General features: G+C 71.0%; 26 protein-coding genes and 1 riboswitch. Of the genes, 9 read left to right on the top strand and 17 right to left on the bottom strand.

Features of this window, described 5'->3' with window-relative positions; genetic code table 11:
• Positions 1-8 precede the first annotated feature (8 nt).
• The 7 genes from BT364_RS33005 to BT364_RS32975 form a co-directional block, all read right to left on the bottom strand.
• Complete coding sequence (locus BT364_RS33005; RefSeq protein ID WP_072488893.1) at positions 9-596, bottom strand: GAF domain-containing protein; 588 nt, start codon at positions 594-596, stop codon at positions 9-11.
• Positions 593-1,153: a GTP-binding protein gene (locus tag BT364_RS33000; protein WP_072488923.1), complete on the bottom strand. Its 561-nt coding sequence runs from the start codon at positions 1,151-1,153 to the stop codon at positions 593-595. Before BT364_RS33000 ends, BT364_RS33005 begins: the two co-directional genes overlap by 4 nt.
• Before the next feature lie 349 nt (positions 1,154-1,502).
• Positions 1,503-1,874, bottom strand: coding sequence for a DUF742 domain-containing protein (locus BT364_RS32995; RefSeq protein ID WP_107408372.1), 372 nt, complete (start codon positions 1,872-1,874; stop codon positions 1,503-1,505).
• 2 nt (positions 1,875-1,876) lie between these two features.
• Entirely contained in the window at positions 1,877-2,311 is a 435-nt protein-coding gene (locus BT364_RS32990) for a roadblock/LC7 domain-containing protein (RefSeq protein WP_072488891.1), read from the bottom strand.
• A gap of 7 nt (positions 2,312-2,318) precedes the next feature.
• The gene (locus BT364_RS32985; protein ID WP_107408371.1) at positions 2,319-4,283 is read right to left on the bottom strand and encodes a sensor histidine kinase; all 1,965 of its coding nucleotides are present in this window, start codon (positions 4,281-4,283) and stop codon (positions 2,319-2,321) included.
• A gap of 364 nt (positions 4,284-4,647) precedes the next feature.
• Positions 4,648-5,889 (bottom strand): MBL fold metallo-hydrolase, encoded by a 1,242-nt coding sequence (locus tag BT364_RS32980; RefSeq protein WP_072488890.1) that lies wholly within the window; start codon positions 5,887-5,889, stop codon positions 4,648-4,650.
• Between the two features lie 98 nt (positions 5,890-5,987).
• On the bottom strand, positions 5,988-6,428 hold the full coding sequence (locus BT364_RS32975) for a PPOX class F420-dependent oxidoreductase (protein ID WP_072488889.1): 441 nt from the start codon (positions 6,426-6,428) through the stop codon (positions 5,988-5,990).
• 148 nt (positions 6,429-6,576) lie between these two features.
• On the opposite strand from BT364_RS32975, the gene BT364_RS32970 reads away from it, so the two are divergent.
• A complete protein-coding gene (locus tag BT364_RS32970) occupies positions 6,577-7,140 on the top strand; it encodes a carboxymuconolactone decarboxylase family protein (RefSeq protein ID WP_072488888.1) in 564 nt (187 codons plus the stop codon).
• Between the two features lie 400 nt (positions 7,141-7,540).
• A complete protein-coding gene (locus BT364_RS32965; protein ID WP_072488922.1) occupies positions 7,541-8,131 on the top strand; it encodes a TetR/AcrR family transcriptional regulator in 591 nt (196 codons plus the stop codon).
• Between the two features lie 65 nt (positions 8,132-8,196).
• On the opposite strand, the gene BT364_RS32960 is transcribed toward BT364_RS32965, so the two are convergent.
• Together BT364_RS32960 and BT364_RS32955 are read right to left on the bottom strand one after the other, a co-directional pair.
• Positions 8,197-9,198, bottom strand: coding sequence for a DUF6745 domain-containing protein (locus tag BT364_RS32960; protein ID WP_072488887.1), 1,002 nt, complete (start codon positions 9,196-9,198; stop codon positions 8,197-8,199).
• Between the two features lie 113 nt (positions 9,199-9,311).
• On the bottom strand, positions 9,312-9,638 hold the full coding sequence (locus tag BT364_RS32955) for a hypothetical protein (RefSeq protein ID WP_072488886.1): 327 nt from the start codon (positions 9,636-9,638) through the stop codon (positions 9,312-9,314).
• Positions 9,639-9,813: 175 nt separating this feature from the next.
• Between BT364_RS32955 and BT364_RS32950 the strand changes: the two genes are divergently transcribed.
• From BT364_RS32950 to BT364_RS32925, 6 genes are read left to right on the top strand one after another with little or no spacing between them, the layout of a single operon-like run.
• On the top strand, positions 9,814-10,770 hold the full coding sequence (locus tag BT364_RS32950) for an STM4015 family protein (protein ID WP_072488885.1): 957 nt from the start codon (positions 9,814-9,816) through the stop codon (positions 10,768-10,770).
• Between the two features lie 6 nt (positions 10,771-10,776).
• Entirely contained in the window at positions 10,777-11,748 is a 972-nt protein-coding gene (locus tag BT364_RS32945) for an STM4015 family protein (protein ID WP_072488884.1), read from the top strand.
• Positions 11,729-12,883, top strand: coding sequence for an STM4014 family protein (locus tag BT364_RS32940; RefSeq protein ID WP_072488883.1), 1,155 nt, complete (start codon positions 11,729-11,731; stop codon positions 12,881-12,883). Before BT364_RS32945 ends, BT364_RS32940 begins: the two co-directional genes overlap by 20 nt.
• A 37-nt stretch (positions 12,884-12,920) precedes the next feature.
• On the top strand, positions 12,921-13,736 hold the full coding sequence (locus BT364_RS32935; RefSeq protein WP_072488882.1) for an STM4013/SEN3800 family hydrolase: 816 nt from the start codon (positions 12,921-12,923) through the stop codon (positions 13,734-13,736).
• Positions 13,733-15,094, top strand: a complete 1,362-nt coding sequence (locus BT364_RS32930; RefSeq protein WP_072488881.1) for an STM4012 family radical SAM protein — start codon at positions 13,733-13,735, stop codon at positions 15,092-15,094. Before BT364_RS32935 ends, BT364_RS32930 begins: the two co-directional genes overlap by 4 nt.
• 8 nt (positions 15,095-15,102) lie before the next feature.
• Entirely contained in the window at positions 15,103-15,981 is an 879-nt protein-coding gene (locus BT364_RS32925; RefSeq protein WP_072488880.1) for an STM4011 family radical SAM protein, read from the top strand.
• Between the two features lie 54 nt (positions 15,982-16,035).
• Here the strand turns inward: BT364_RS32925 and BT364_RS32920 are convergent, their stop codons facing one another.
• From BT364_RS32920 to BT364_RS32910, 3 genes are all read right to left on the bottom strand, one after another.
• Positions 16,036-16,881: an SGNH/GDSL hydrolase family protein gene (locus tag BT364_RS32920; protein WP_072488879.1), complete on the bottom strand. Its 846-nt coding sequence runs from the start codon at positions 16,879-16,881 to the stop codon at positions 16,036-16,038.
• Between the two features lie 189 nt (positions 16,882-17,070).
• Positions 17,071-18,009: a M23 family metallopeptidase gene (locus BT364_RS32915; protein WP_072488878.1), complete on the bottom strand. Its 939-nt coding sequence runs from the start codon at positions 18,007-18,009 to the stop codon at positions 17,071-17,073.
• A 3-nt stretch (positions 18,010-18,012) separates the two neighbouring features.
• Positions 18,013-18,169, bottom strand: a riboswitch (cyclic di-AMP (ydaO/yuaA leader).
• A 298-nt stretch (positions 18,170-18,467) separates the two neighbouring features.
• Positions 18,468-20,564 carry an alpha-galactosidase gene (locus BT364_RS32910; RefSeq protein WP_072488877.1) on the bottom strand — a complete coding sequence of 699 codons (2,097 nt, stop codon included), beginning with the start codon at positions 20,562-20,564 and terminating at the stop codon, positions 18,468-18,470.
• A gap of 225 nt (positions 20,565-20,789) precedes the next feature.
• Between BT364_RS32910 and BT364_RS32905 the strand changes: the two genes are divergently transcribed.
• Complete coding sequence (locus BT364_RS32905; protein ID WP_072488876.1) at positions 20,790-21,602, top strand: tyrosine-protein phosphatase; 813 nt, start codon at positions 20,790-20,792, stop codon at positions 21,600-21,602.
• A gap of 23 nt (positions 21,603-21,625) precedes the next feature.
• Here the strand turns inward: BT364_RS32905 and BT364_RS41975 are convergent, their stop codons facing one another.
• From BT364_RS41975 to BT364_RS32885, 5 genes are all read right to left on the bottom strand, one after another.
• Complete coding sequence (locus BT364_RS41975; RefSeq protein WP_177328335.1) at positions 21,626-21,793, bottom strand: DUF6126 family protein; 168 nt, start codon at positions 21,791-21,793, stop codon at positions 21,626-21,628.
• A 31-nt stretch (positions 21,794-21,824) separates the two neighbouring features.
• Positions 21,825-22,433 (bottom strand): helix-turn-helix domain-containing protein, encoded by a 609-nt coding sequence (locus BT364_RS32900; RefSeq protein ID WP_072488875.1) that lies wholly within the window; start codon positions 22,431-22,433, stop codon positions 21,825-21,827.
• 61 nt (positions 22,434-22,494) lie between these two features.
• The gene (locus BT364_RS32895) at positions 22,495-23,892 is read right to left on the bottom strand and encodes an aspartate aminotransferase family protein (RefSeq protein WP_072488874.1); all 1,398 of its coding nucleotides are present in this window, start codon (positions 23,890-23,892) and stop codon (positions 22,495-22,497) included.
• Positions 23,889-25,790 carry a 1-deoxy-D-xylulose-5-phosphate synthase gene (gene dxs, locus BT364_RS32890; protein WP_072488873.1) on the bottom strand — a complete coding sequence of 634 codons (1,902 nt, stop codon included), beginning with the start codon at positions 25,788-25,790 and terminating at the stop codon, positions 23,889-23,891. The genes BT364_RS32895 and dxs overlap by 4 nt, the downstream gene beginning before the upstream one ends.
• A 26-nt stretch (positions 25,791-25,816) precedes the next feature.
• Positions 25,817-26,286 (bottom strand): flavodoxin-dependent (E)-4-hydroxy-3-methylbut-2-enyl-diphosphate synthase (locus tag BT364_RS32885; RefSeq protein ID WP_177328334.1); only part of this gene is annotated, 470 nt, incomplete at its 5' end.

The raw sequence follows: 26,286 nt of genomic DNA, 5'->3' as shown, positions 1-26,286 counted from the left end.
CACCGGAGTCAGATTCCGTTGCTGTTCCCCTCCCGTTGGTCGATGTGCCCGACGAGCTCCCGGGCCAGCGACTTGATGGTGTCGAGCCCCGCCCTGCCCCACGGGCGGGGCACGGTGTCGACCGCGCAGACTGCCCCCAGGGCGACACCCGTACGGTCGATGAGGGGCGCGCCGAGATAGGAGCGGATGCCTATTTCGTCGACCACCGGATTGCCCGCGAACCTCGGGTAGTCGCAGACGTCCTCCAGCACGAGCGCCTTGCGCCGGACGACGACATGCGGGCAGTAGCCGCGGTCGAGCGCGACGTACCGGCCGCTGCGGCTGCTGCCCGCGGCCGTGGCGCCCAGGTCGGAGCCCTTGTGCGTACCGGCCGGGGTGTGCAGCCCGGCGAAGAACTGCCGGTTGCCGTCGATGAAGTTGACCATCGAGAAGGGCACTTCGGTCACCTCGGCCACCCGGTCGGCGAAGGCGTCGAAGTTGTCGAACGACGCGTCGGCGCGTTCCCCGAGCCCAAGCGTCCTCAGCCGCTGGGTACGGACGACGGCGTCGCGGTCGACGGGTGTGAGCAGCATGCGGCCGGTGGCGATCCGGGTCACGAGTGGGCTCCGAAGCCGGTCAGCGGGGCCGGCGCCGAGGTGGCGTTGATCAGGTGCTGGACCAGCGTGACCAGCGCCCCTGTGCCCGAGCTGGCGATCCGGGCGTCGCAGAGCACCACCGGTACGTCCGGCCCCAGGTCGAGTGCGGCCCTGATCTCCTCCGGCGCGTAGCGGTAGGCACCGTCGAACTCGTTCACCGCGATGATGAATCCGATGCCGCGCCGCTCGAAGAAGTCGACGGCGGCGAAGCACTCGGCGAGCCGACGGGTGTCCGCGATCACGACCGCTCCGAGCGCTCCCTGGGAGAGTTCGTCCCACATGAACCAGAAGCGTTCCTGGCCCGGGGTTCCGAACAGGTAGAGAACGTGCTGCTCGTCGAGGGTGATGCGGCCGAAGTCCATCGCCACGGTGGTCGCGGTCTTGGACTCGATGCCCTCAAGGCTGTCGGTCGCGGCGCTGACCTGGGTCAGCAGCTCTTCCGTGCTCAGCGGTGCGATTTCGCTGACGGCGCCGACGAATGTCGTCTTGCCGACGCCGAAGCCGCCTGCCACCAGCACCTTGAGCGCGACGGGAAAGCCTTCGGAACCGACGGGACTTACGGCTCCGGAGACCTCCGGGGTGCCGCCGGGGTCGCCGTGGGCCGGTGCGGGTTCGAAGTCCGGCCGGGATTCGTGGCCCGACCCGGATTCGAAGCCCTGCCCGGTTCGGTAGCCCGGAACATCGCCGTAGCCCTGCGCCTCGCCGTAGCTGTAGCCCGGGCTTCCCCCGTAGTCGTAGTTCTGCGCGGCTCCGTAGTCCTGCGCGATTCCGTAGTCCTGCGCGTCCCCGTAGCGGCCGTGACTTCCATGGCTTGCGATCCCTTCGGAGCTTGCGTTGTTCTCGTACGCGGCAGAGCTGCCGAAGCCGTCAGAGCTGTCGTCGTAAGCCATCGAGCACTGCCTCCAGCAGAGATCGGTCGGTGGGCGTGTCATGGAAGGCGGGCGGGTGCGCGGTCACTGCCCCGCAGTCGACCAGGTCGGAGACGAGCACCTTGGTGACGACTGCGGGCAACCGCAGATGGGCAGCGATCTCGGCCACCGAGGTGGGGCCGCCGCACAGCCCCAGAGCGACGGAGTGCTCGGGACCGAGATGTATCTGCGGTTCGGTCCCCGTGGCCATGACCAGGGAGAGCAGATCGAGCACGGTCGTCGGACGGGTACGGCCGTTGCTCACGGTGTACGGGCGGATGAGCCGGCCGGCCGCGTCGTCGAGCAGCGGCCCGTCCTGCGGGACCGACACCCTCACAGCCCCGTGGCGCCGGGTGTCCCGGCCGCTTGTCTCACCGGCGTCATCAGATAGGGCCGGACGCTCTTGACCAGCATGGTCATCTCGTAGCCGAGCACCGCCGCGTCCGCCTCGCGTCCGGCGAGGACGGCGAGGCAGGTGCCGGACCCGGCGGTGGAGACGAACAGCAGGGTCGAGTCGAGTTCGACCACCACCTGCCGCACCTCGCCGCTGTCGCCGAAGCGCGCGCCCGCGCTGCGGCCGAGCGAGTACAGGCCGGCGGCCAGCGCCGCCATGTGGTCGGCGCTGTCGGCGTCCATGCCATGAAGGGACTTCACCAGCCCGTCGGCGGAGAGGAGAACCGCGCTGCGTGTGTACGGGACACGCTGGACCAGTCCGCTCAGCAACCAGTCGAGGTCCGAGACCTGACCGGACGGCATATCGGTCGCCATGGTGCATCTACTCCTTGGAGGTGTTCGTCTTGAGGTGGTCGTCGGCCGGGGCCGCGTCCTGGTCCGGGGCCGAGGGGTACGAGGCCGGGGCCGAGGGGTACGGGGCGGTGGTCGCGGTGAGTCCGCGTACCGGCAGCGGTTCGAGCGGGGTTCGGGACTGCCAGGGCTGCGGGGCTGCCGCCGTCTCCAGGCCCGTGTCCGGTTCCGGGGCGGGGTCGCCCTCGGATTCGCTGCGGGCCTCGGCGAGTTCGATGCCTCGCCGGAAGGCCGCCACGAGTCCCGGGTCGTGCAGGGCCTGTTCGTCCTCGGTGCGCGGGGCCGGTGCCTCCCTGAGCTGCGGGACCAGGTGCTCCTGGTTGGCGCGCCGGGGCAACTGGGGCCGGCCCATGGTGCCGCGTACCACTCCGGGCTCGGAGTGGAGAGCGTCGGGGACGTCGTCCGTGGACCGGATTCCGGGGCCGGCCTCGGCCGGGGTGGGGCGGTCGAGGCGCTCGGCGCGCAGCGGGAGCGGTGGCGCCTCGCCCTGGCCCTGTGCCTGCTGGGGCGGTTGGTGCAGGCGCAGCGGCTGGCTGGGCACGTAGGGCTGACGTCCGGCGCTCGGCTGCAGGCCCGGGCCGGGGCCCGGGCTCGGGCTCGGGTTCGGCCTGTGGTGGCCGCCCCTTTCGTCCTCGGCCGGTGGACGGTGCACGGGACCCGGGGCCGGGACCGGGGCCGAGCCTTCCGCGGCGGGGGCGTCCCCTTCCACGCCCAGCAGGGACTGCGGGAGGACGAGTACGGCCTGCGTGCCTCCGTAGATATTGCTCTGGAGCCGGACCGCGATGCCGTGCCGGCGGGCCAGTGACGCGACGACGAACAGGCCGATCCTGCCGTCCTGGAGCAGGTGGGCCACGTTGACCTGGTCGGGGTCGGCGAGCAGGGCGTTCATCCGCCTCTGCTCGTTGCCCGGCATGCCCAGCCCGCGGTCCTCCACTTCGAGGGCCAGTCCGGCGGTGACCTGCTGGGCACGCAGCAGCACTTGGGTGTGGGGTGCGGAGAACACGGTTGCGTTCTCCACCAGTTCGGCCAGCAGATGGATCACGTCGGCCACGGCGTGGCCGCGCAGCGTGCCGCCGATCGGCGGGACGAGCTTGACCCGGGGGTACTGCTCGACCTCGGCGATCGCCGAGCGCAGGACCTCGGTCATGGTGACCGGATTGCTCCACTGCCGCCGGGACACGGCGCCACCGAGGACGGCGAGGTTCTCGGCGTGCCTGCGGATGCGGGTGGCGAGGTGGTCGACGTGGAAGAGACCCTTGAGCAGATCGGGGTCCTCGACCTCGTGCTCCAGCTCGTCGAGGAGCTGGATCTCGCGGTGCACCAGCGACTGGAGCCGGCGGGCGAGATTGACGAAGACCTCGACCTTCTGGTCCTCGCCGGAGCGGTCGAAGAGCCGGGACGCCTGGACGACCGCGGCCACGGCGGCTTCCTGCTGGCGGCCGAGTTCCCGGGCGAGCAGTTCGAAGGCGTCGCTGCCCGGGGCGGCGGGCTCGGTGGGCCTGCGCGCGGTCACCGGTTCGCCGTTGCGGAGCTGTTCCACCACTCGTTGCAGTTCGGCCTGGCCCTGGGCGCAGGCGCGGCGGAGTGCCAGGCAGCGGCCGAAGACGGTGGTGGCTACGCGGTTGGCGGCGAGGTACGCGGCCAGTACCGCGGCGAGCGCCAGCGCACCGGCCACGCCCAGCGCGATCCAGAGTTCGGTGGAGGGCCGGGCTCCGGTGGAGCGGGCGGTGAAGATGACCGCTGCGGCTCCGCTCAGTACCGCTACGAGGGTCGGCAGCACCGCGGTGCGCAGGATCTGGGGGCGTATACGCGCCTCGGGGGACGGCTGGGCGGCACGCGGCCTGCCCGTGGCCGAGTGGGAACGGGCACCCGGTCGGCCGTGCCGTCCGCCCTCTCGGCGTTCCGGTCGCGCTTCGGGTGCGCGAAGTTGAGACATCAGTGTCCTCGGTACGTGGGGCACCTGGAATCGGCGTTCATGCGGTGGCACCTACGGTGGTCGGTCAGGCTCGGTTCATCGGTCGGGCAGGCTCGAAAGTTATGAGCCCACCGTTGATCACCGGCCACACACGGTAGTCGTCGATCGCGCGGGTTCGGCGGGCAGTTGTCGAACTTGCCCGCCATCCGTCCCGCTCTGGTATGAGCTCTCGCACAGTCGACCGATTACTTCGCGTTGACACCTGGTCGGCGGACACCCGAACGGCCTACGGATACGAACCCCTGAACACAGGAAACGGCTCGGCCCGTCCGGTCGCGCCGGACGGGCCGAGCCGCCTGATGTCCCCCACGTGATCCGTACGCCGCTACGCGCTCGGCGCCACCTCGGCGTGGTCGGCCTCCGCACCTTCGGACGCCCGGCGCTTGTCACCCGGCAGATCGGCCGACAGGTCCGTGATCCGGGCCGCACCCGCGGGCCGGCACTCAAGCGGTTGCGGAGCCACCTCGCGCCACCAGGGTTCGGAAGGAACGGTCCGCGCCGTGGGCTCGAAGGGCTCACCGGGCCGCGGCAGGGCGATCCGGGCGCCCGCGTCCTGCGCCGCGGCGAGGGTGCCCTCACCCGGCTCGGCCCACGGGTGCGGAGCGAGGTTGAACGTGGCCCAGTGGATCGGCAGCATCGCCCCGAGCGGCTTGCCGCCCTGGAGATCCAGATGAGCCCGCATTCCCTCGGCCGGTGTCATATGGATGTCGGGCCAGTACTCGGAATAGGCACCGATCTGGATCATCGTCGCGTCGAACGGGCCGTGCTCGGCGCCGATGTCCTTGAAGCCGGGGAAGTAGCCGGTGTCGCCGCTGTGGTAGATGCGGTGCTCGGGACCGGCGACGGCCCAGGACGCCCAGAGCGTGTGCTGCTGGTTGCGCAGGCCGCGGCCGCAGAAATGACGCGCCGGAGCGGCGGTCAGGCCGAGCCCGGCGATCTTCGTGGTCTCGTTCCAGTCCAGTTCGCGCATCCGGTCGGCGGACACGCCCCACCGTTCCAGGTGGGCGCCGACACCGAGCGGGACGGCGAACACCGTGTCCGTGCCGGCGAGGGCCCGGATCGTCGGCAGATCGAGGTGGTCGTAGTGGTCGTGCGAGATCACCACCGCGTCCACCGGCCCGAGCGCGGCGAGCGGCAGCGGGACGGGGTGCAGTCGTCTGGGCCCGGCGAAGGCGAAGGGGGAACAGCGCTCGCCCCAGACCGGGTCGAAGAGCACCCGTCGCCCGTCGATCTCGGCGAGCACACTGGAATGGCCCATCCAGGTGAGCCGCAGCCCCGTGGCGGGCGTTTCGGCGAGATCGGCGTAGGTGGTGGCATGGACGGGCACGGTGCCGGCCGGTGCCCGTCGCGCCCGCTCCTCCTTGCGGAAGTAGACCTTGGCCAACTCCAGGGCGGATCCGGACGGACTGGTCCGCGCCCCCACCGGGTTCCGGAAGACGCCGTCCACGAAGTTGGGCGAGCGGCGGATGCGCTCCATGCGGGCACCGCCCGGGTCCGCGCCGAATGCGGCGGGGCGCATTGAACGCAGCCGGGTGCGGAGCGGAGGCAAGGGGTCAGCGCCGGTCACAACATCTCCTGGGGAGTCGGTTCGTCTCATTATGGGCGGGGGGTACGACGGCGCGAGGGCGGAAGGCACCGCGGGGCCGTCGGCCCGACCGGGCCGCGTCAGCCGCGCGGCTGCCCGTACACGTGGTCGATGTGGAGCCGCAGCACCATGCGCCGGTCCCGGACCATCGCGCTGCGGTAGTCGTCCCAGTCGGGGTGTTCGCCCTGGACGTCGCGGTAGAGGGCGATGAGCTCCTCCACCGTCGCGTCGTGCGGATCGGTGGCGACCGGGGACAGCTCGGCGGTGGCGTCCACGACCGTCCACGCCCAGCGGTCCGCGCTGGTGACGTGGTAGCTCGCCCGGGGGTCGCGGCGGAGGTTCTTCGTCTTCGCCCGGTCGTCGGTGATCGAGACACGGACGATGCGCTCCTGGGGGTAGTAGAAGTGGTTGACATTGGACAGCTGAGGCCTGCCGTCCCGCCTGAGTGTCACGAGCACTCCACCGTTCTCCTCGGCGAGCAGCCCGAGCAGCGCTCCCTGCCGTGCGTCGAATCCCGTCATGCCGGATCCAACGACGGTGCCCGCCGCAGGATTCCGCATCCGGCCGGACCGCGATGTCACATCCGAGGGCCCCTCGTCCGTCACACCGGTGCAAGCAGCCCCACGGCGCCGCCCTGGGGCACCGGAGCCGTACCGAAGGAGACCGGCCATGACCGCCCGAATCCCGCTCGACCCGCCCCGTTCCCTCCTCTTCCGTGCCGTGTCGTGGTACTCGAACCGTACGTACGGCAAGGTCATCGATCCGCTGCGGGCCTCCGCCCATCACACCGGGGTGCTATGGGCCGGGGCCCGGTTCGAGCTGTCGGTGAGCCGCTGGAAGAAGCTGGACGCGCAGCTCAAGGCGCTGGCCGTGATGGCGTCGGCGGCCACCATCGGCTGCAGCTGGTGCATGGACTTCGGCTACTGGGAGAACCACCGCCACGGCATGGACCCGCGCAAGCTGCGCGATGTGCCGGTATGGCGGGAGAGCGAGCTGTACACCCCGCTGGAGCGCGACGTCATGGAGTACGCGGAGGCGATGAGCCTCACCCCGCCGGAGGCCGGGGACGAGCTGGCGGAGCGGCTGCGGGCCGCGCTCGGTGAGGCGGCGTTCGTCGAGCTCACGACGATGGTCGCGGTGGAGAACATGCGCTCCCGGTCGAATTCCGCTCTCGGCCTGACCAGTCAGGGCTTCAAGGACCGGTGCGAGGCGGAACGCCCCGCGAACCTCTGACCCGGCAACCCGGCCGGTACTTCCGCCTCGGTTCCCCGGCCCGTGCGGCGGGTGGCTGCCATGGGCCACCCGCCAGCCCGCACCCGGCTCATGCTCGCCATGTTCCTGACACTCTCACCTCACCACCCCCTGAGAACCGACGAGTTCACGAGGTGAGAATGAGACGGAGCAGATGGATGGCGGTCTGCGCCACCGCGCTCGCCGCCGCCCTTGCCGGTGGAACACTGCCCGCCGCCGCCGACCACAGCCCCCTTTTTCGCCGACCCGTCCGCACCCCCGGCAACGGCGCGGACCGGCGCCGGTTGAAGAGGGGGGCGGGGTCGTGGACGGCTCCGCCCCCCGGTCTTCCCGTGCGTGGCATATTCGCTAGGGTGACGCCGTGGCAAGAGTGCGCCTGAGCGTGGCGGAGCGTCGTGAAGAGCTGCTGCGCGCTGCCGTCGAACAGATCGAGGTACGGGGCGTCGCGGCGGTACGGATCGCCGATGTGGCCGCCGTGCTCGGAGTGAGCAACGCGCTCGTGCTCTACCACTTCTCGACCAAGGAGAAGCTGGTCGCGGCAGCGTTCGCACATGCCGCCGAGGCCGACCTCGCCCAGCTGCGCAAGGTGCTCGGCCGCCGCACCAGCGCGGTACGGCGGCTGCGCGCCGCCGTCCGCTGGTACGCGCCGACGGGACAGGCCAAGGGCTGGCGGCTGTGGATCGAGGCCTGGTCCGCTTCGCTGCGCGATCCGGCGCTGCGCAATGTGGCCGGCGATCTCGACCAGCAGTGGAAGGCGGAACTGGCCGAGGTCATCGAAGAGGGCGCCGCCGCCGGTGAGTTCCACTGCGACGACCCGATGTCCGCGGCCTGGCGGCTGACCGCCCTGCTGGACGGCCTGGCCGTGCAGACGACGTCGTACGCGGGTCCGCTCTCCCGGGCCACGATGCTGGCCTGGACCGACGAGGCACTCGCCCGCGAACTGGGCATCGACCACGAGGCACTGACGGCCTGACCCCGCCCGCCCCGACGGCGGTCCGGGCGACGGTCCGGCCGCGCGATCCGGGCGGCCGGCGGCGGTCAGGTCTGGCGCACCGGAGCGTACGCGTCGCCCTGAAGTCCGAACGTCCACGCCACACCGTCCTTCGCGGTCCTCGTGCCCGGCGGCACCCGCAGCCAGTAGACGCGGTGCGTGCCGTCCGGCTCCGGGGTGGAGTTGACCACCTCGACCATCACCACGTCCTCGTCGCCGTCCATCGCGATGCGCCACAGGACGCCCGTCTCGTCGCGGTGGACCGGCTCGGCGCCGGACTCGGTGAGGTAGCGGTCGTATCCGTAGAACTCCAGCATCACGCGGCGCAGTTCCGCGTTCTCCTCCTCGCGTATCCGCTTCGGGGTGAGGGAGTTCAGCTCGTCCAGGAACTCGGCGGGCACGGGCATGCCGCGCCAGGCGTGGAGCGCGAAACCGTCGCGGTAGGCGAGCGCCGGGCCGTCCCCGCGGTCGAGCCTGCCCGCCTCGTCCCGGTACAGCGCCTCCGGGCGCTCGCTGATCACCACGACGCGCTCGTAGGGCCACCACCAGCCCGCGTGCCTGGCCACCTCGGCCAGGCCGTCGAGCCGGTCGCCCCGGCCGTCGAAAGCGGCGAGCCAGGCCGCGTCGTGCTGGCCCAGGACCGCGTCGAGCAGCACCAGCCGGACATCGGACTCGTCCTCGGGGCGCCCGGCGAGGTCCGCGACGACACCGGCCCTGATCCGGTCGGCCAGTGCCGCCGTGGTCTCCCAGAGCTGTGCGCCCGTGGCGGACCAGAGCGCGGACCAGCCCGCCGGGCCCAGTTCGTCGTACATCCGGCGACGCTCCTGCGCCCAGGGCCGGGTCCGCACCTCGTCGCGCACCGAGCGTCCGGCGTCGACGAGCTTCTCGACGGCCTCCACGGCGGCCCTGGGCGAGTCGACCCAGACGATCCGCTCCGGCTCGGCGAGTCCTGCGCTGCGGTAGGCGAGCCGCAGCCCGTCCTCGGCCGCGGACCGGTCTGCCGCGCCGGTCGCCGCTGCCACGGTCCGCCATGAGTCCACGTACTGCATCGGTCTTCCCCGTCCCCTGTGTTCTGGTTCTGTGTTCTGTCTTGTTCGTGGCGCGCTGTGCGCCACGGTGATCCGGTGCGCCGCGGGACCTCCGGGTCCCTTCCCGGCCACCGTCAGTCCGCGACGATGCGGACCGCGCCCGGTGTGTACTCCCGCTGGCGCACCACGCGGTACCAGCCCTTGGACAGCGGTATCGCCGCGTGCTCCTCGTGCACCACCCGGCCGCCCTCGGGAAGGTGGAGCAGCATCGGCCCGAACGCCCCCGCCTCGCGCATCAGCCGGCCCGGCCCCTGGACCGCGTGGGCATGGCCGGTGACCTCGCCCAGCGCGAGGACCATGCGGCCCTTGCCGTCCCTCGGCTCGCCCGGCGCGTCCACGAGATGCGCGGGCACCGCCGACTCGTCCAACGACACGATCAGTACATCGCCCTGCCGGTACACAGACGTCTCCCCTCGATGGCCGCACCCGCTGTGCCGGCCACGGAGAAAACGCTACGGGGAGGGTCTGACAATCGACCGGCGCCCCGTCGCGGCGGTCCCGGTCGCCCCGTTGTCAGTGCCGCTTGATAAACCTTGTGGGCATCAGCCGTTCCCCCAGTACCAGGAGCTCACGGTCATGTCCGGTGTGGACCATCTGCACGAGTTGCTCGGCCTGCCCACTGTCGACTTCCAGCACGCGACGGGTGAGGTGCCCGTGCAGGCCGCCGACGCGGCAGCCTGGCGCATATCGGTCGATCCGTACGACGACGAGTCCGAGATGACCTGGGAGGAGGCCTTCCAGGCATTCCTGAAGGCGGTCGACCCGGCCGGGGTGCGGGCCCTGATCGTCGGTCAGTGGGGCGAGTCGTACGAGGAGGACTCGTCCTACCCGATCGATCTGATCATCGCCGCCGCCGACCGGCTGACCTCGCTGGAGGCCGTCTTCGTCGGCGACATGATCTCGGAGGAGAACGAGATCTCGTGGATCGAGCAGTCGGATGTCACGGCGCTGCTGAAGGCCTTCCCCGGTCTGCTCGAACTGGGCGTGCGCGGCGGCACCGACCTGGTCTTCTCCCCCACGAAGCACGAGCGGCTGCGTTCGCTGACCATCGAGACCGGCGGTCTGCCGGTCGGGGTGATCCGGGGCATTCTGGACAGCGAGCTGCCCGCGCTTGAGCGGCTCGACCTCTGGCTCGGTGTCTCCGCGTACGGGGGCGACGCCGATGTGGCCGACCTGGCCCCGCTGCTCTCCGGCACCCGCTTCCCCCAGCTCACCCATCTCGGCCTGCGCAACAGCGAGTTGCAGAACGAGATCGCGACGGCCGTCGCGAGCGCCCCGGTCGTCGCGCAGCTGCGTGTCCTCGACCTCTCGAACGGCACCATGGGCGACGAGGGCGCGGCGGCGCTGCTGGACGGCCAGCCGCTGACCCATCTCGAAAAGCTCGATCTGCACCACCACTTCATGACCGAGCCGATGGAACGCCGGATCACGGAGGCGCTGAAACCGCACGGCGTGCGGGTCGATGTGTCGGAGCGCGAGAAGCCCTGGGGCGACCGCGGCATCGAAGGCCGCTACACCTCGGCCTCGGAGTGACGCGCCATGACTGACATCGATCATCCCGAGTCATTCCACGGACTGCCCGTCCACACCCTTCCCGGTCCCGATCGGGCCCCCGGCACACCGCTGCCGGAGGCCGGTTCGGTCGCGTGGCGGCTGGAGAGTGCCTGGCAGGGCGATCTGACGTTCGGCCCGCTGTGGCAGCACTTCGTCGACACGGTCGACACGACGCGGGTGCGGGCCCTGCTGATCGGCCCCTGGTGGCAGGAGGAGTACGAGTCCTTCGCCCCGGTCGTCGATCTGCTGGTCGGTCATGCCGACCGTTTCCCGTCCCTGCGGGCGCTCTTCCTCGCCGACGTCGTCAGCGAGGAGTGCGAGGTGTCGTGGCTGGAGATGTGCGACGTGACGCCGGTGGTCGAGGCGTTCGGGCAGCTGGAGGAGCTGACGGTCCGCGGCTGCGGCGAGCAGATCTCCGACCGGCCTTCGCTCGGTCTGCGGCCGGTTCGGCACAAGTCGCTCAAGTCGCTGCGGTTCGAGTCCGGCGGGCTTCCGTCCGAGCTCGTGCGGGCGATCGGCGCCTCCGAGCTGCCCGCGCTGGAGCGCCTCGACCTCTGGCTCGGCGTCACCGAGTACGGCGGTGACACCGGGGTCGAGGACCTCGCTCCGCTGCTGTCCGGTGCGGCGTTCCCCGCCCTGCGTCATCTGGGGCTGCGGAACAGCGAGATCCAGGACGAGATCGCGGCCGCCGTGGCCTCCGCCCCGGTCGTCGCCCAGTTGGAGACGCTTTCCCTCTCGATGGGGACCCTGGGTGACGAAGGGGCCGAAGCGCTGCTCTCGGGCCAGCCGCTCACCCACCTGACCTCGCTGGACCTGCACCACCACTACATGAGCGACCCGTTGGTGGACCGCCTGAGGGACCTCCTCGGTCCGGACCGGGTGAACGTCGAGATCGACGAGGTCGAGTACTGGGATCCGGAAGAGGACATCGACCGCTATGTCGCCGTCGGCGAGTAGTACGCCCGGCCCGGCGCCGCACTTCGCCGTCGTGGGGGTGCCCGGCAACCGCCGGGTCACGCTCTTCCAGGACGCCGTGCGCGGAGCCGGGCTGCCGGCGGCGCGTGTCGTGTCCTGGCTCGATGTCCTGCGCGGCGAAGCCGGCTTCCTGCCCGGCGAGACCGTCCGGATGGACTCTCCCGGTGAGGACGCCGAGGTGGAGCGGCTGCTCCGCTCGGCCGGGGATCCGACCCGGGTCGAGGGCACCGCCCTCTGGTACGCCCGGTTCACCGCGGCCGTGCGGGAGGTGGCGCGCACGGCGGCCGCTGCCGGTGCCGTGCTGCTCGACGATCCCGGCGATGTGGCGGTGCTGTTCGACAAGCGGCTCTGCCATGCAGTGCTGCACGGCGCCGGGGTGCCGGTCCCGGCCTCGCCGACCTCGGGAGCCGCGGCGCCCGTGGTGCGGGACTGGGCGGACGTACGGGAGCGGATGGCGGACCACGGCCTGCCCAGGGTCTTCGTGAAGCTCGCGCACGGCTCGTCCGCCTCGGGAGTCCTGGCCGTGGAGACGGCCGGCCCCGGCCGGGTCCGGGCCACCACATCGGTGGAGCGGGACGCGTCGGGCCGGCTCTTCAACTCCCTGCGGGTGCGCCGCGTCACGACGGAGCGGGAGGTCGCGGCGCTCGTCGATGCGCTCGCACCGGACGGGCTGCACATCGAGCGCTGGCTGCCCAAGGCCACCCGGCGGGGCCGGGCGACGGATCTGCGGGTCGTGGTGGTGGCGGGCCGGGCCACCCACGCCGTGGTGCGCACCAGCCGCTCCCCCATGACCAACCTCCACCTCGGCGGCGAGCGCGGGGATCTCGACGAGGTCCGCACCTCCGTCGAGGCGGCGGGCGGCAGCTGGAACGATGCCCTGGCCGTGTGCGAACGGGCTGCGGCGTGCTTCCCGGACACCCTGTGTGTGGGCGTCGATCTGCTGCCCGCGACCGGCTGGCGGCGCTTCGCCGTCGGCGAGGTCAACGCCTTCGGCGATCTCCTGCCGCGGCTGACCGGTCTTGCGGACAGCGGCGCCGAGGGCCTGGACACCTATGCGGCGCAGGTCGCCGCCGTAATGAACACAGCAAGGAACCACCGTGCAACCGCCACTTCCTGACACCCCGCGCACCCCCGTGGACGCCCGGAACCCGGACATGAGCGAGATCGTGGGCAGCCACGATCTGCTGCTCGTCACCCTCGACACGCTGCGCCACGACGTGGCGGCGGAGCTCGCCGCCGCGGGCCGGATCCCGCATCTGGCACGCCATCTGCCGGGCGGCGTCTGGGAGAAGCGGCATGCGCCGGGAAGCTTCACCTACGCCTCCCACCAGGCGATCTTCGCGGGATTCCTGCCCACACCGGCGGGGCAGGGGCCGCACCCCCGGCTGTTCGCGGCGCGTTTCGCGGGCAGTGAGTCCACCGCTTCGGGCACCTTCGTCTTCGACACGCCCGATCTGCTCTCCGGCCTCGCCGGCGTGGGCTACCGCACGGTGTGCATCGGCGGTGTCGGCTTCTTCAACAAGCAGGCGCCGCTCGGTTCCGTGCTGCCCGGCATGTTCCAGGAGAGCCACTGGGAGCCGGAGTTCGGCGTGGCGTCGCCCACCTCCTTCGAGGCACAGGTGGCCCGTGCCGAGGAGGTCGTCGCCGGGCTCCCCGAGGAGCAGCGGCTGTTCCTCTTCGTCAATGTGTCCGCCCTGCACCAGCCCAACTGGTTCCACCGGTCGGGAGCCACCCGCGAGGCGGGCGACTCCCGCGACACGCACGCCGCGGCCCTTGAGTACGTCGACGCCCATATCGGCAGGCTCTTCGCCGCCGCGAGCAGCCGCCGTCGCTGTTTCGCCATCGTCTGCTCGGACCACGGCACGGCGTACGGGGACGACGGCTACACCGGTCACCGGCTGGGTCACGAGTCCGTCTGGACCGTTCCGTACGCGCACTTCTTCCTGGAACCGGGGGCCATCGCACCATGAGCACCACCACCGCCGCGCCGGCCACCCGGCCGTACCTGAGCTATGTCTACGCCTACCCGCACAAGACCGCCTACCGGCCGCTCGCCGGCCGGCCGGCGCTGCGCGAGCTGTGGGCGGCCGAGCGCAAGGACGCGCTCTCGCTCTATCTGCACATACCGTTCTGCGAGGTCCGCTGCGGCTTCTGCAATCTCTTCACGCGGATCGGTGCCCCGGACGAACTGACGACCCGGTATCTCGACGCGCTGGACCGGCAGGCGACCGCGGTCCGGGAGGCGCTGGGTGACGAGGAGCCGGTTCGTTTCGCCGCGGCCGCGTTCGGCGGGGGTACGCCCACGTTCCTGACCGCGGCGGAGCTGGAGCGGCTCTGCGACATCGCGGAGAAGCGGATGGGCGCCGAGCTGCGGTCCGTCCCGCTGTCGGTCGAGACGTCGCCGTCGACCGCGACGGCCGACCGGCTGGCCGTCCTCGCCGACCGCGGCACGACCAGGATCAGCATCGGGGTGCAGAGCTTCGTCGAGGCGGAGGCACGTGCCGCGGTCCGCCCGCAGCGGCGGGCCGATGTGGAGGCGGCGCTGGACCGGATACGCGATGCCCGCATCCCGGTCCTCAACATCGATCTGATCTACGGCATCGACGGGCAGACCGAGGACAGCTGGCGCGCCTCGCTGGACGCGGCGCTCGGCTGGCGGCCGGAGGAGCTGTATCTGTACCCGCTGTACGTGCGTCCGCTGACCGGTCTCGGGCGGCTCGACGCGGACGGCGGGGCGTCGGCGGACGCGGCCTGGGACGAGCAGCGGCTGCGGCTGTACCGCGCGGGCCGGGACCATCTCCTGGCCCACGGCTACGAACAGGTTTCGATGCGGATGTTCCGCCGCGCCGACGCGCCACGAACCGACGGCCCCGACGACTACGCCTGCCAGACCGACGGCATGATCGGCCTGGGGTGCGGTGCCCGCTCGTACACCACGAAGCTGCACTACTCCTTCGACTACGCGGTGGAGATGCGGGAGGTGCGGGCGATCATCGACGGTTACGCGGCCACCGAGGACTTCTCCCGCGCGGAGGTCGGGCGGTACGTGGACGGCGACGAGGCGCGCCGGCGCCACCTCCTGCAGTCGGTCCTCCAGGCGGAGGGGCTGCGACTGGCCGACTACCGGGAGCGGTTCGGCACCTCGCCGGCCGACGACTTCCCCCTCGATCTGGCCCGGTTCGAGGCGCGCGGCTGGCTCGACGCGTCGGCCGGGGCGTCCGGGCTGCTGCGGCTCTCCCCCGAGGGCCTGGCCCACTCCGACGCGCTGGGCCCGGAGCTGTTCTCCCCCGATGTGCGGGCCGCGATGGCCGCGTACGAGCTGAAGTGAGCACGCCCATGGACCTGACGATCCTCTACCGCGGCCCGCTCGCTTCGTGCGACTACGACTGTCCGTACTGCCCGTTCGCCAAGCGGCGCGACAGCCCGGAACAGCTGCGGGCCGACCGTGCCGCGCTGGAGCGGTTCACGGCGTGGGCCGCGGCGCAGACCGGCGACCGGATCTCGGTGCTTTTCACGCCGTGGGGCGAGGGGCTGGTCCGCTCCTGGTACCGCCGTGCGCTGGTCGAACTGGCGCGGCTGCCGCACATCCGACGGGTCGCGATCCAGACCAACATCAGCAGCCGTACGGGGTGGCTGGCCGAGGCCGGTGAGGCGGGCCGCGAGAAGATCGCGCTGTGGTGCACGTACCACCCGGGGCAGACGCCGTACGAGCGGTTCCTCAGCAAGTGCCGGGAGCTGACCGCGCTCGGCATCCGGCACAGTGTCGGTGTCGTCGGGCTCGACGGCCATCTCGACGAGGCGCGGCGGCTGCGCGCCGCGCTGCCGGAGGAGGTCTATCTCTGGGTGAACGCAGCGGAGGGCCACACCTACACGGACGAGGAGGCGGACCGCTGGACGGCCATCGACCCGCTCTTCCCGTACAGCCGGCATCCGCACCGGTCGGCCGGGCTGCCCTGCAGGACCGGTGAGTCGGTCGTCTCGGTGGACGGTGACGGCACTGTGCGGCGCTGCCATTTCGTCCCGGCCGAGCTCGGCAATCTCTACGACGGGAGCTACCGCCGGGCCCTCGGTCCGCGCACCTGTCCGCTGGCGGTCTGCGACTGCCACATCGGCTATGTGCACCTGGAGACGCTGCCGCTGTACGACGTCTTCGCGGGCGGTGTGCTGGAGCGGATACCGGCGTCGCTGCCGCCGCTGCTCGCCGGACGTGCCTGAGCTTCGGGCACGTCCGGCGGGACTGTGCGGACAAGGGCCTGTCCTGCCCTTGGTCTAGAGCGGCAGGAGGTCCGGCCGCTTCGCCTCGACGTGGTCGCCGGAGGATTCGCCGCGCAGCCGCCGTCCGATCCACGGAACCAGGAACTCGCGCGCCCAGTGGATGTCGTCGCGCCGTACTTCGAGGGTGCCTCGCTGCGCCTGCGGGGGCCATTCCTGGTCGGGGTCGGCCGGCACGTCGATGCCGAGGACCTGGGCGGCGCGCAGCGCGATCCTGGTGTGTCCCTCGGGCGACAGATGGAGCCGGTCGTCGTCCCAGGCGCGCCGGTCCTGGACGGAGCGCAGCGACCACAGGTCGAGGACCGGGCAGTCGTAGCGGTCGGCGATGGCCCGCACATGGGCGGTGTACGTGGCGATCTTGCCGCGCAGATGGCGCAGCACGGGAACGCCACGGGTGTCGAAGCCGGTGGTGACCATGACCGTGCCGACCGCCCCGGTCAGCTCGGCGACGGCGCGCTCGAAGCGCTCGGCCACGTCGTCGGGGTCGGTGCCCGGCCGGATGATGTCGTTGCCGCCCGCGCAGAAGCTGACCAGGTCGGGTGCGAGCTCCTTGGCGCGCGGCACCTGCTCCTCGACGATCTGGTCGAGGAGGCGTCCTCGTACGGCGAGATTGGCGTACCTGAAATTGCCGTGCGCGGAGCCTTCGGTGCCCGTCGCCGCATCGGGGTCCGGGAGCTGGTCCGCGAGAAGTACCGCGAAACGGTCCGCCCAGCCGACGAAGGTCCCGTCCGGGCCGGGGTCACCGACTCCCTCGGTGAAGCTGTCGCCAATCGCCGCGTACGACCCGATGACGCCCTGTCGGTTGTTGACGCCACGTTGATTTTTTCTCGAATCGTCTGCCACAAACGCTTATCCTGCACCGCCGAATGTGACCTACGCGACCGTAATAAGGGGTTGACGGGTGGTGAGATAGACCACCCGGTCAGGTTTTGGTAAAGGGGGAATAAGCAGGAGGGGCGGTGCGCCGCCGCGCACCGCCCCTCCTGTGTTGCTCAGGTCATGCCGTATTGCTCAGCTGCCCGGCCGTTCGGCTCAGACGTAGATGCCGTGCGAGGCCAGGAAGGCGATCGGGTCGATGTCCGAGCCGTACGCCGGGCCGGTGCGGACCTCGAAGTGCAGGTGCGGGCCGGTGGCGTTGCCGGTGGCTCCGGAGAGACCGACCTGCTGACCGGCGCTCACGCTCTGGCCCATCGAGACGGAGAGGGAGGACATGTGGCCGTACTGCGAGTAGTGGCCGTCGGCGTGCTTGATGACGACCTGGTTGCCATACGCGCCGCCCCAGCCCGCGGCGACGACGGTACCGGAGGTGATGGCCTTCACGCTGGTGCCGGTGGCGACGGGGAAGTCGATGCCGGTGTGGCTGCCGCTGGACCAGTTGGAGCCGGAGGCCCGGTAGTTGGTGGTGTGGTTGCCGGGGACCGGGTGGGCGTAGCCGGAGCTGCTGCTCTGGGCGGCCGGGGCGGAGGCCGCCTTGGTCTCCGGAGCGGCGGTCACGGACTTGGCCGGGGCGGACTTCTCAGCGGCCGCCGCGGCGGCGGAGGGCGCCTTCGACGGGAGGCCGGTGCCGGTGCCGGCACCGGTGGGCGCGGCGTTGCCGGCCGCCTTGGCTCCGAGGGTCAGCTTCATGCCCGGGAAGATCAGGCCGGGGTCCTCGCCGACGACCTTGCGGTTGTCCTGGTACAGCTGCTGCCAGCCGCCCTTGATCTTGTGCTCGGCGGCGATCTTCGACAGGTAGTCGCCGGAGACGACGGAGTACGTCGTGGTGGCGGCCTGCTTCTGCGTGACCGGCTGGGCGTGCGCGGCGGCGGTGGCCGACTGCGGGGCGGCGGCCGGGGCGGCCTGCTCCGCGGCGTGGGCACCGGTGGCGCCGAGCAGCGGGAGTGCGATGACGGCGCCACCGGCGCCGACCGCGGCGACGCCACGGGCGACGGGACCGATCTTCGTACGGCGGTGCTTACCCGATATGGGCATGACGTATTTCCTCTCCGGCGCCTGCGAGGTGAGCTGTCGGGTTCGGGCTGGAGATGCCCGGCCGCACCGAGTGCGACTTCACCCCGAGCCGGCCGGATTTCTCCGGTCGGCGACTTACCTGGTTCCCCCGCTCCTGCCACGCGATGAGTGGATACGAATTCCGGGCGGCGGCAGGATTAGGCGGTCCGTCCGGATTGACGGTGACCGTAAGCGAGTCGGGACGACGAGAACAAGCGGCGGGTTCCATTACGGATTCCACGCCGGGGAAATCGGCGCGGAATTCCGGTCACACTCCGTGGATTACGGATCTTGGCTTTCCGCGCGGCGCACGGAATGCCCAACCCTCCTGTCGCCACACACCGTCACGGATATGATCCCGCTCACGAGGCGGCGATCATCTCCCGTACAAACGGGTGATGTTCAGACAAAAGCCCGCATTACGGACATGCCCTCTTCTGTCACACCCGCCGCAGGCGCAACACGCGCGCGTCGAGATCCCCCTGGAGTCCGCTGTGCAGCCCTTGGTGCAGCAGCGCCGAACCGTGATGCACCGCCCCCGTGTCCAGGCAGTTGTACATCGCCGCGGGGTCGAGCCCGCGCAGCCGCAGGGCCGGGGGCCGCTCCCCGTACCGCTGCGCCTCCAGCCACATCAGGACCACGGTCTCCTCGCCGTGGACGTACTGGACCGCACTGAGTCCGCCGCGCGGCTCACGCAGCCGGTACAGCGCGCCGTGCTGCACGACCGGCCGGATCTCCTTGTAGAGCTCCACCCAGGTCCGCGCCTCGGTCAGCTCCTCCTCGCTCCATTCGGTGAGGTCCCCGCCGACCCCGAGTACACCGGCCATGGCGCTCACGAACCGGAAGCGCAGCGAGCTGACCCTGCCGTTGAGCTGGTGGTTCGGGCTGTCGGTGACCCAGGCGGCCATCACCCGGGCCGGGTGGATGTGCCCGAAGCCCTCCTGGATGGCGAGACGGTCGAGCGGGTCGGTGTTGTCGGAGGTCCATACCTGGTCCGTACGGGACAGGATCCCCAGGTCGATCCGGCCGCCGCCGCCCGAGCAGGACTCGAACGCGACCGAGGGATGCGCGGCCCTGAGCCGGTCGATCAGCGCGTACAGGGCGTCCACATGCTCGATCCAGAGCTTCTGCGGGTACTCCTCGCCCGGCCAGCCCGCATCGGTGAAGCAGCGGTTGAAATCCCACTTCACATAGTCGACGGGCGTCTCGGAGAGCAGTGTGTCCAGCTGCTCCCAGAGATATTCCTGCACATCGGGGCGGGCCAGATTGAGCACCAGCTGGTTGCGGTACTCCGTCCGCGCCCGCCCGGGGAAGTGCTGTACCCAGTCGGGGTGCGCGCGGTAGAGATCACTGTCGGCATTGACCATTTCCGGTTCGACCCAGATTCCGAACTTCATGCCGAGCCCGTGCACTTCGTCGGCGAGCGGCTTCAGCCCGTCGGGGAAGCGGTCCGGATTCGGCGTCCAGTCGCCGAGCCCGGCCCGGTCGCTGGTCCGCTGCCCGAACCACGCGTCGTCCACCACGAACAGCTCGGCACCCATCGCGGCGGCGCGCACGGCGAGGGCGCGCTGCTGGTCCAGCGAGATGTCGAAGCCCGTCGCCTCCCAGGAGTTGTAGAGCACCGGCCGCGACTTCTCCGCGTCCGGGATCACATGGGCCAGTTGCCAGGCGTGCCAGGCGCGGCTCGCACCGCCGAACCCCTGACCGCTCCACAGCCCGGCGAACACGGGCGTGGTGTACGACTCCCCCGGCGCGAGCCGCAGCAGTCCCGAGTCGTCGTAGCCGGCGCCGCCGGTGATCTGCACGAGCCCGTCGGGCAGCCGCTGCACGGAGATCCGCCACGAGCCGGACCAGCCGAGCGCACAGCCGTACACCTCGCCGCTCTCCTCGGTCGCCGCGCCGTCGGCGTCCAGGGCGACCCAGGGCAGGTACTGGTGGCCGGTGTGGCCTCGCCGGCTGGAGATGACGCTCTCGCCGTGGAGCAGCTCCGCCCGCGCCAGCCGCGACTCCGCCGCCCAGCGTCCGTGCAGCCGGCTCAGCCGCCAGCCGTCGCGGGCCGGCAGCGACCAGGCGGCCGCGTCGGCGCGCAGCAGTTCCAGCGGCGGGCCGTCCGGTCCGGCATGGGCGACGGTGGCCCAGCGCTCCACGACGTCGCAGTCGCCCCGCATCCGGTAGTGCAGGGTGAGGGCGAGCCGGTGCACGGCGTCTGTGAAGCCGAGCCGCAGCTCGTCCCCGTCCACCGAGGCGTCGGCGAAGGCCCACTCGGTGCCCCGGACCTCGGGGGTACGCACCGAGAGCGCCGGGCGCACGAACCGGGGCCCGCCCTCCACCGGATACTCCTCCCGGCCGTCGAGGTGGGACTCGAAGGCCCTGAAGGGGAGCTCCGGCGCCGCGGCCAGCGCCTCGGCCGCCGCGAGGGAGATCCTCGGCCCCCAGTGCAGATGGACCAGCTCGTCCTGCTCGGTCAGTCGCAGTGCATAGCTGCTGCCCGCCCCGGTGAGCAGCCAGGTCCGGCCGGTGTTGCCCGTCTCGATCATCGTATCCCCACATTCCAACAGTTCCGCACATCATCGACCATCAGTGGGGCATGGGCAACGGACTTGCGGGGAATTCACTGATCGGATTCGCCACCGGAGCACCGGAGTTCGCCCGGGTATCGACAGGGAAAGGGCGAGATGATTGCCTGAGGAACCAATGTCGTATCGTCGCGGAAGTTGCCTCGCCGGCGACCCGCGTCGGCACCGGACACCCCAGGAGTCACTGTGACGCAGCAGTTGCCGCAGGTACCGTCGACGGAACCCGAGCTGGCGGGTGTCCGCAACTTCCGCGATGTGGGCGGGCTGCCCACCGTGGACGGCCGGCGGGTGCGGCACGGGCGGCTCTTCCGCAGTGGACACCTGGCACACGCCACGACCGAGGACGCCTCTCTCCTCGGCGGCCTCGGCCTGCACACGATCTTCGACTTCCGCAATGCCGCCGACCGCCGGCTCGACGGTCTGGACGTGGAGCTGCCCGGCGTGCGGAATGTGAGCATCCCGCTCTCCGACCCGGCCGACGGCTCGGAGTTCTGGCACATGGTCCGCGACGGCGATGTCGAGCAGCTGCGCTCGGTCCTCGGCGACGGCAAGGGAACGAACCGGATGATCGCCTCGTACCGCTCGATCATCCGGGACCGCACCGCCGAGCACAGCCGGGTCCTGCACGCCCTGGCCGAGGACAGCGTGCCCGCCCTGATGCACTGTGCGGCGGGCAAGGACCGGGCCGGTCTGTCGATCGCGGTGTCCCTGCTCGCCGTCGGCGTCGAGCGCGACGCCATCGAGGCCGACTACCTCAAGTCCAACGACGCCCACCGCCGCTACAAGGTGCGCCGCAGCGACACCTCGGCGGACGGCATGTCGGCCGAGGTGATGGAACTGCTGAATCCGCTCTTCGGCGCCCATGCCGAGTACCTCGCCGCGGCGTTCGCCACCATCGACGAGACCTGGGGCAGCACGGAGCGTTACTTCTCCGAGGGGCTGGGGCTCGACCCCGGGACCCGTGAGCGGCTGCGCGACCGACTCCTCGACAAGGCGTAGCCGGGGCCGCCCGGTCGCGGTGGTCAGCCCTTGCCGGCCACCGCGAAGAGCAGGTAGAGGAAGGCCGCGAAGATGTGTCCGGCGATGAGGTAGGCGAACAGCCGGATCACCACGCCGCGCGGAAACTTCCGCTCCTGGGCCTCGTACTTCTTGGTCGACCCGAGCGGGTCGAAGTTCTCCGAATCGGACATGACGGTCCTCTCTGGCGACCGGAGACCGGTCTCAGCGGCGGTGGATGCCGCTGCCGAGGCACAGCTCGGCAGCGGGGCTCAGCAGCAGGGTGTGGACGAAGAGCAGCTCGGCGCCGTCGCGGTCGACGGCGGTGATCCGGTGCGGGGTGAGCGAGTCGAAGTGCGCGCTGTCACCGGGGGCGAGATCGTGCACGGTCTCCCCGAGCCAGACCCTCAGGTGCCCGGCGAGCACGTACAGCCATTCCTCGCCGGGATGGACGCGCACGAGATCGCTCTGCGCGGCCTGCGGAACCCGGACGCGGAGCGCCTGCATCGCCCGGCCGGAACCGCCTGCCTGCTGGTACATCCAGCCGTCCGCCTCGGCTCCCTCGAACTTCCCGCCGCGGATGATCGCGTCACGTTCCGGGGGCGTCTCGCCGAGCAGTTCGGAGACCGTCGTACCGTAGATCCTGGCAAGACCGAGGAGCATCGGCAGCGAAGGCTGGCGGCGACCCGTTTCGAGCCGGGAGAGATGGGCGGGTGAGAGCCCGGCCCGCTGAGCGGCGGTCTCCAGGGTGAGACCACGGCTCCGGCGCAGATCGCGCAGGCGTGGCGCGACTCCGGGCAGCTCGTCGGCCACCCCTCCGTCTGGAGGATTCATGTACCTATTGGGCCAGGATCCTGCCTGAGAGGCAAATATCTTGCCTCTCAGGCAAAAACGGTCAGCGGTTGGCGACCGCCTGCTTCACCAGTGTCCTGCCGAAGTCCCACATCAGCCCACCGCCGCTGTGTGCGTCGTCCATCACAGCGGTGAACGCCGTGACGAACCGGTCGACGTCCGACTCGTCGATCACCAGGGGCGGAATCAGCTTGATCACTTCCAGATGGTCGCCCGAGACCTGGGTGAGGATGCGGTGCTTCTGGAGCAGCGGCACCACCACCATCTGCGCGAAGAGTCCCTTGCGGGCCGCCTGCAGCATGGTCCAGCGACTGCGCAGCTTGAGCGAGGACGGCCGGCCGAACTCGATGCCGATCATCAGCCCGCGCCCGCGCACCTCGTGCATCAGCTCGTAGCGGTCGACCAGTGCGGTCAGCCGGTCGCGCAGCAGCTCACCGGTGCGGCGCGCACGGTCGACGGTCGCCTCGTCCTCCATCACCGCGAGGACCGCGAGCCCGGCCGCCATCGCCTGGGCGTTGGAGCCGAAGCTCGCGGAGTGGACCAGGACCCGGTCCATCGACGAGTAGACGCGCCGGAAGATCCAGTCCTTGCCCAGGGTCGCCCCGACCGGCACATAGCCGCCGGAGAGGGCCTTGGCGACACAGACCAGATCGGGCTCGACTCCCTTCTCGTGCTGGTACGCGTAGAAGTCGCCGGTCCGGCCGAGCCCGGTCTGCACCTCGTCCGCGATGAGCAGGGCCTTGTGCTTGTGCAGCAGCTCCTGCGCGTCCCGCAGGAAGCCGGGGGGCGCGGCGTGGACGCCCTTGCCCTGGATCGGCTCGACGACCAGTGCCGCCACGTCACCGCGCTTCAGCTCGCGCCGCAGCGCGTCGAGGTCGCCGAGCGCGATGGCGGTGTCCGGCAGCAGGGGGGCGAAGCCGTCCCGGAATCCGTCCTCCCCGTTGACCGAGAGGGAGCCGGTCGTCAGGCCGTGGAAGGCGTGGGCGCAGTAGAGGATCCTGGGCCTGCCGGTGGCGTAGCGGGCGAACTTCAGGGCCGTCTCGACCGCTTCCGTGCCGCTGTTGCCGAAGAAGACCCGGTCCAGGTGCGGGCTGTGCGCGAGCAGCTTCTCGGCCAGCAGTCCGGGCAGCGGCTGGCAGTCGAAGCGGGTGAGGTCGGCGAGCGAGGCGTCCAGTACGTCGTGCAGGGCCTTGCGTACGACGGGGTGGTGCCGGCCGAGGCCCATCACGCCGAATCCGGCGAGCATGTCCAGGTAGTCGTTGCCGTCCGCGTCCCAGAAGTGTGCGCCCTCGGCCCGTTCGTAGACCTTGTCGAAGCCGATGGTGCGGAGCATCCGGGGCAGCTGGTGGTTGAGGTGTTTCGTGTGCAGCTCGTAGCGCTCGGCGCCGCGCTCCGCGAGGAGCCGCGCCAGGTCGAAGCCCTTGGGCCCGTCGTCCTTCATTCCCCGCTCTCCTCGGTCCTCGTCGCCGCCTCCTTGGCGGCCAGTGCTGCGCTGATCCGTCCGGCGATCTCGACCGGGGTGAGCCCGATGTCGGCCAGCACCTCGGCGCGCTTGCCGTGCGCGAGGAACTGCTCGGGGATGCCGAACGTCCGCAGCGGTACGTCGACTCCGGCGTCCCGCAGCGCCTGCCCGACCGCCGAACCGACGCCCCCGGCCCGGCTGTTGTCCTCGACGACGGCGACCAGCCGGTGCCGGGCGGCGAGCGGGGGCAGTTCCTCGTCGACCGGCTTGACCCAGCGGGGGTCGACGACGGTGCAGCGCAGTCCGGCCCCGGCCAGCAGATCGGCGGCCTTCAGACAGACCGGGGCGAGCACCCCGACGGCGACGAGCAGCACATCGGGGCCCTCCGTCCGGTGCAGCACGTCCATGGAGCCGATCCGGCCGACCGCCGAGACCTTCTCCCCCACCGACTCCTTGGGGAACCGGATCACGGTGGGTGCGTCGTCGACGTCGACGGCCTCGCGGAGCTGGGCGCGGAGCTCGCCGACGTCGCGCGGGGCGGCGATCCGCAGCCCGGGGACGACCTGGAGCACGGACATGTCCCACATGCCGTTGTGCGAGGCCCCGTCGGGTCCCGTGACGCCGGCCCGGTCGAGGACGAAGGTCACCCCGCACCGGTGCAGCGCGATGTCCATCAGCAGCTGGTCGAAGGCCCGGTTGAGGAAAGTGGCGTAGACAGCGACGACCGGGTGCAGGCCACCGGTGGCCAGTCCGGCCGCGGACACGGCGGCGTGCTGCTCGGCGATGCCGACGTCCCAGACCCGGTCGGGGAACGCCTCGGCGAACTTCGTCAGTCCGACGGGGTGCAGCATCGCCGCCGTGATGACCACGACGTCCGGCCGCTCCGCGCCGATCGCGGCGATCTCGTCCCCGAACACCGAGGTCCAGGAGGGCTCGCCGGCCGGGGCGAGCGGCGCGCAGGTCAGCGGGTCCATCGCGCCGACGGTGTGGAAGCGGTCGGCCTCGTCCAGGAGCGCGGGCGGGTAGCCGCGGCCCTTCTCGGTGAGGCAGTGCACCAGCACCGGGCCGTGGAAGCGTTTCGCCCGGTGCAGGGCCGATTCGACGGCCGCGATGTCATGGCCGTCGATCGGCCCGACGTACTTGAGCCCGAGGTCCTCGAACATGCCCTGCGGGGCGAAGGCGTCCTTGAACCCCTTCTTCGCGCCGTGCAGCGACTCGTACAGCGGCTGTCCGATGACGGGCGTCTGCTGGAGCACCTCCTTGCCCCAGGAGAGGAAGCGCTCGTACCCGTCGGTGGTACGGAGGGTGGCGAGGTGGTTGGCAAGGCCGCCGATCGTGGGGGCGTAGGAGCGCTCGTTGTCGTTCACCACGATGATCAGCGGCCGGTCGCGCGCGGCGGCGATGTTGTTGAGCGCCTCCCAGGCCATCCCGCCGGTGAGGGCCCCGTCGCCGATGACGGCCACGACATGGTCGCTCCGTCCCAGCACCTGATGGGCCTTGGCGATGCCGTCGGCCCAGCCGAGGACGGTCGAGGCGTGCGAGTTCTCGATGACGTCGTGCGCGGACTCCTCCCGGGACGGGTATCCGGACAGGCCCCCTTTGCCGCGCAGCTTGGAGAAGTCCTGCCGTCCGGTGAGCAGTTTGTGCACATAACTCTGGTGCCCGGTGTCCCAGAGGATGCGGTCGGCAGGCGAGTCGAAGGTACGGTGCAGGGCGATGGAGAGCTCCACCACCCCGAGGTTGGGCCCCAGATGACCGCCGGTCCTGGCCACCGCCTGGATGAGGAACTGCCTGATGTCTTCGGCGAGTTCGCCGAGTTGTGCTCCGTTCAGCGCCTTGAGATCGTGCGGCCCCCGGATGCTCTCCAGAATCGTCACGCTCGGGCCCCCTCTCTGGTTCTGTCTCAGCTCACGGTGACGGCGGGAACTCCCGACGGCGTCCCCGCCTCTGCCATGTCCTCGGCGATCTTCATGGCTTCTTCGATCAGCGTCTCGACGATCTTCGACTCGGGCACCGTCTTGATGGCCTCGCCCTTCACGAAGATCTGCCCCTTGCCGTTGCCGGACGCCACACCCAGGTCCGCCTCACGGGCCTCGCCCGGACCATTGACGACACAGCCCATCACGGCCACCCGCAGCGGAACCTCCATGCCCTCAAGACCCGCCGACACCTGGTCCGCCAGCTTGTACACATCCACCTGCGCCCGCCCGCACGACGGACACGACACGATCTCCAGCCGCCGCTGACGCAGATTCAGCGACTCCAGGATCTGGATCCCGACCTTGACCTCCTCGGCCGGCGGCGCCGACAACGACACCCGGATCGTGTCCCCGATCCCCTCCGACAGCAACGCACCGAACGCCACCGCCGACT

The organism is Streptomyces atratus, assembly GCF_900119365.1.
Classification (GTDB): domain Bacteria; phylum Actinomycetota; class Actinomycetes; order Streptomycetales; family Streptomycetaceae; genus Streptomyces; species Streptomyces atratus_B.
Note: the sequence above shows the minus strand (reverse complement) of the source record. Positions and strands in the feature narration are given on the sequence as shown.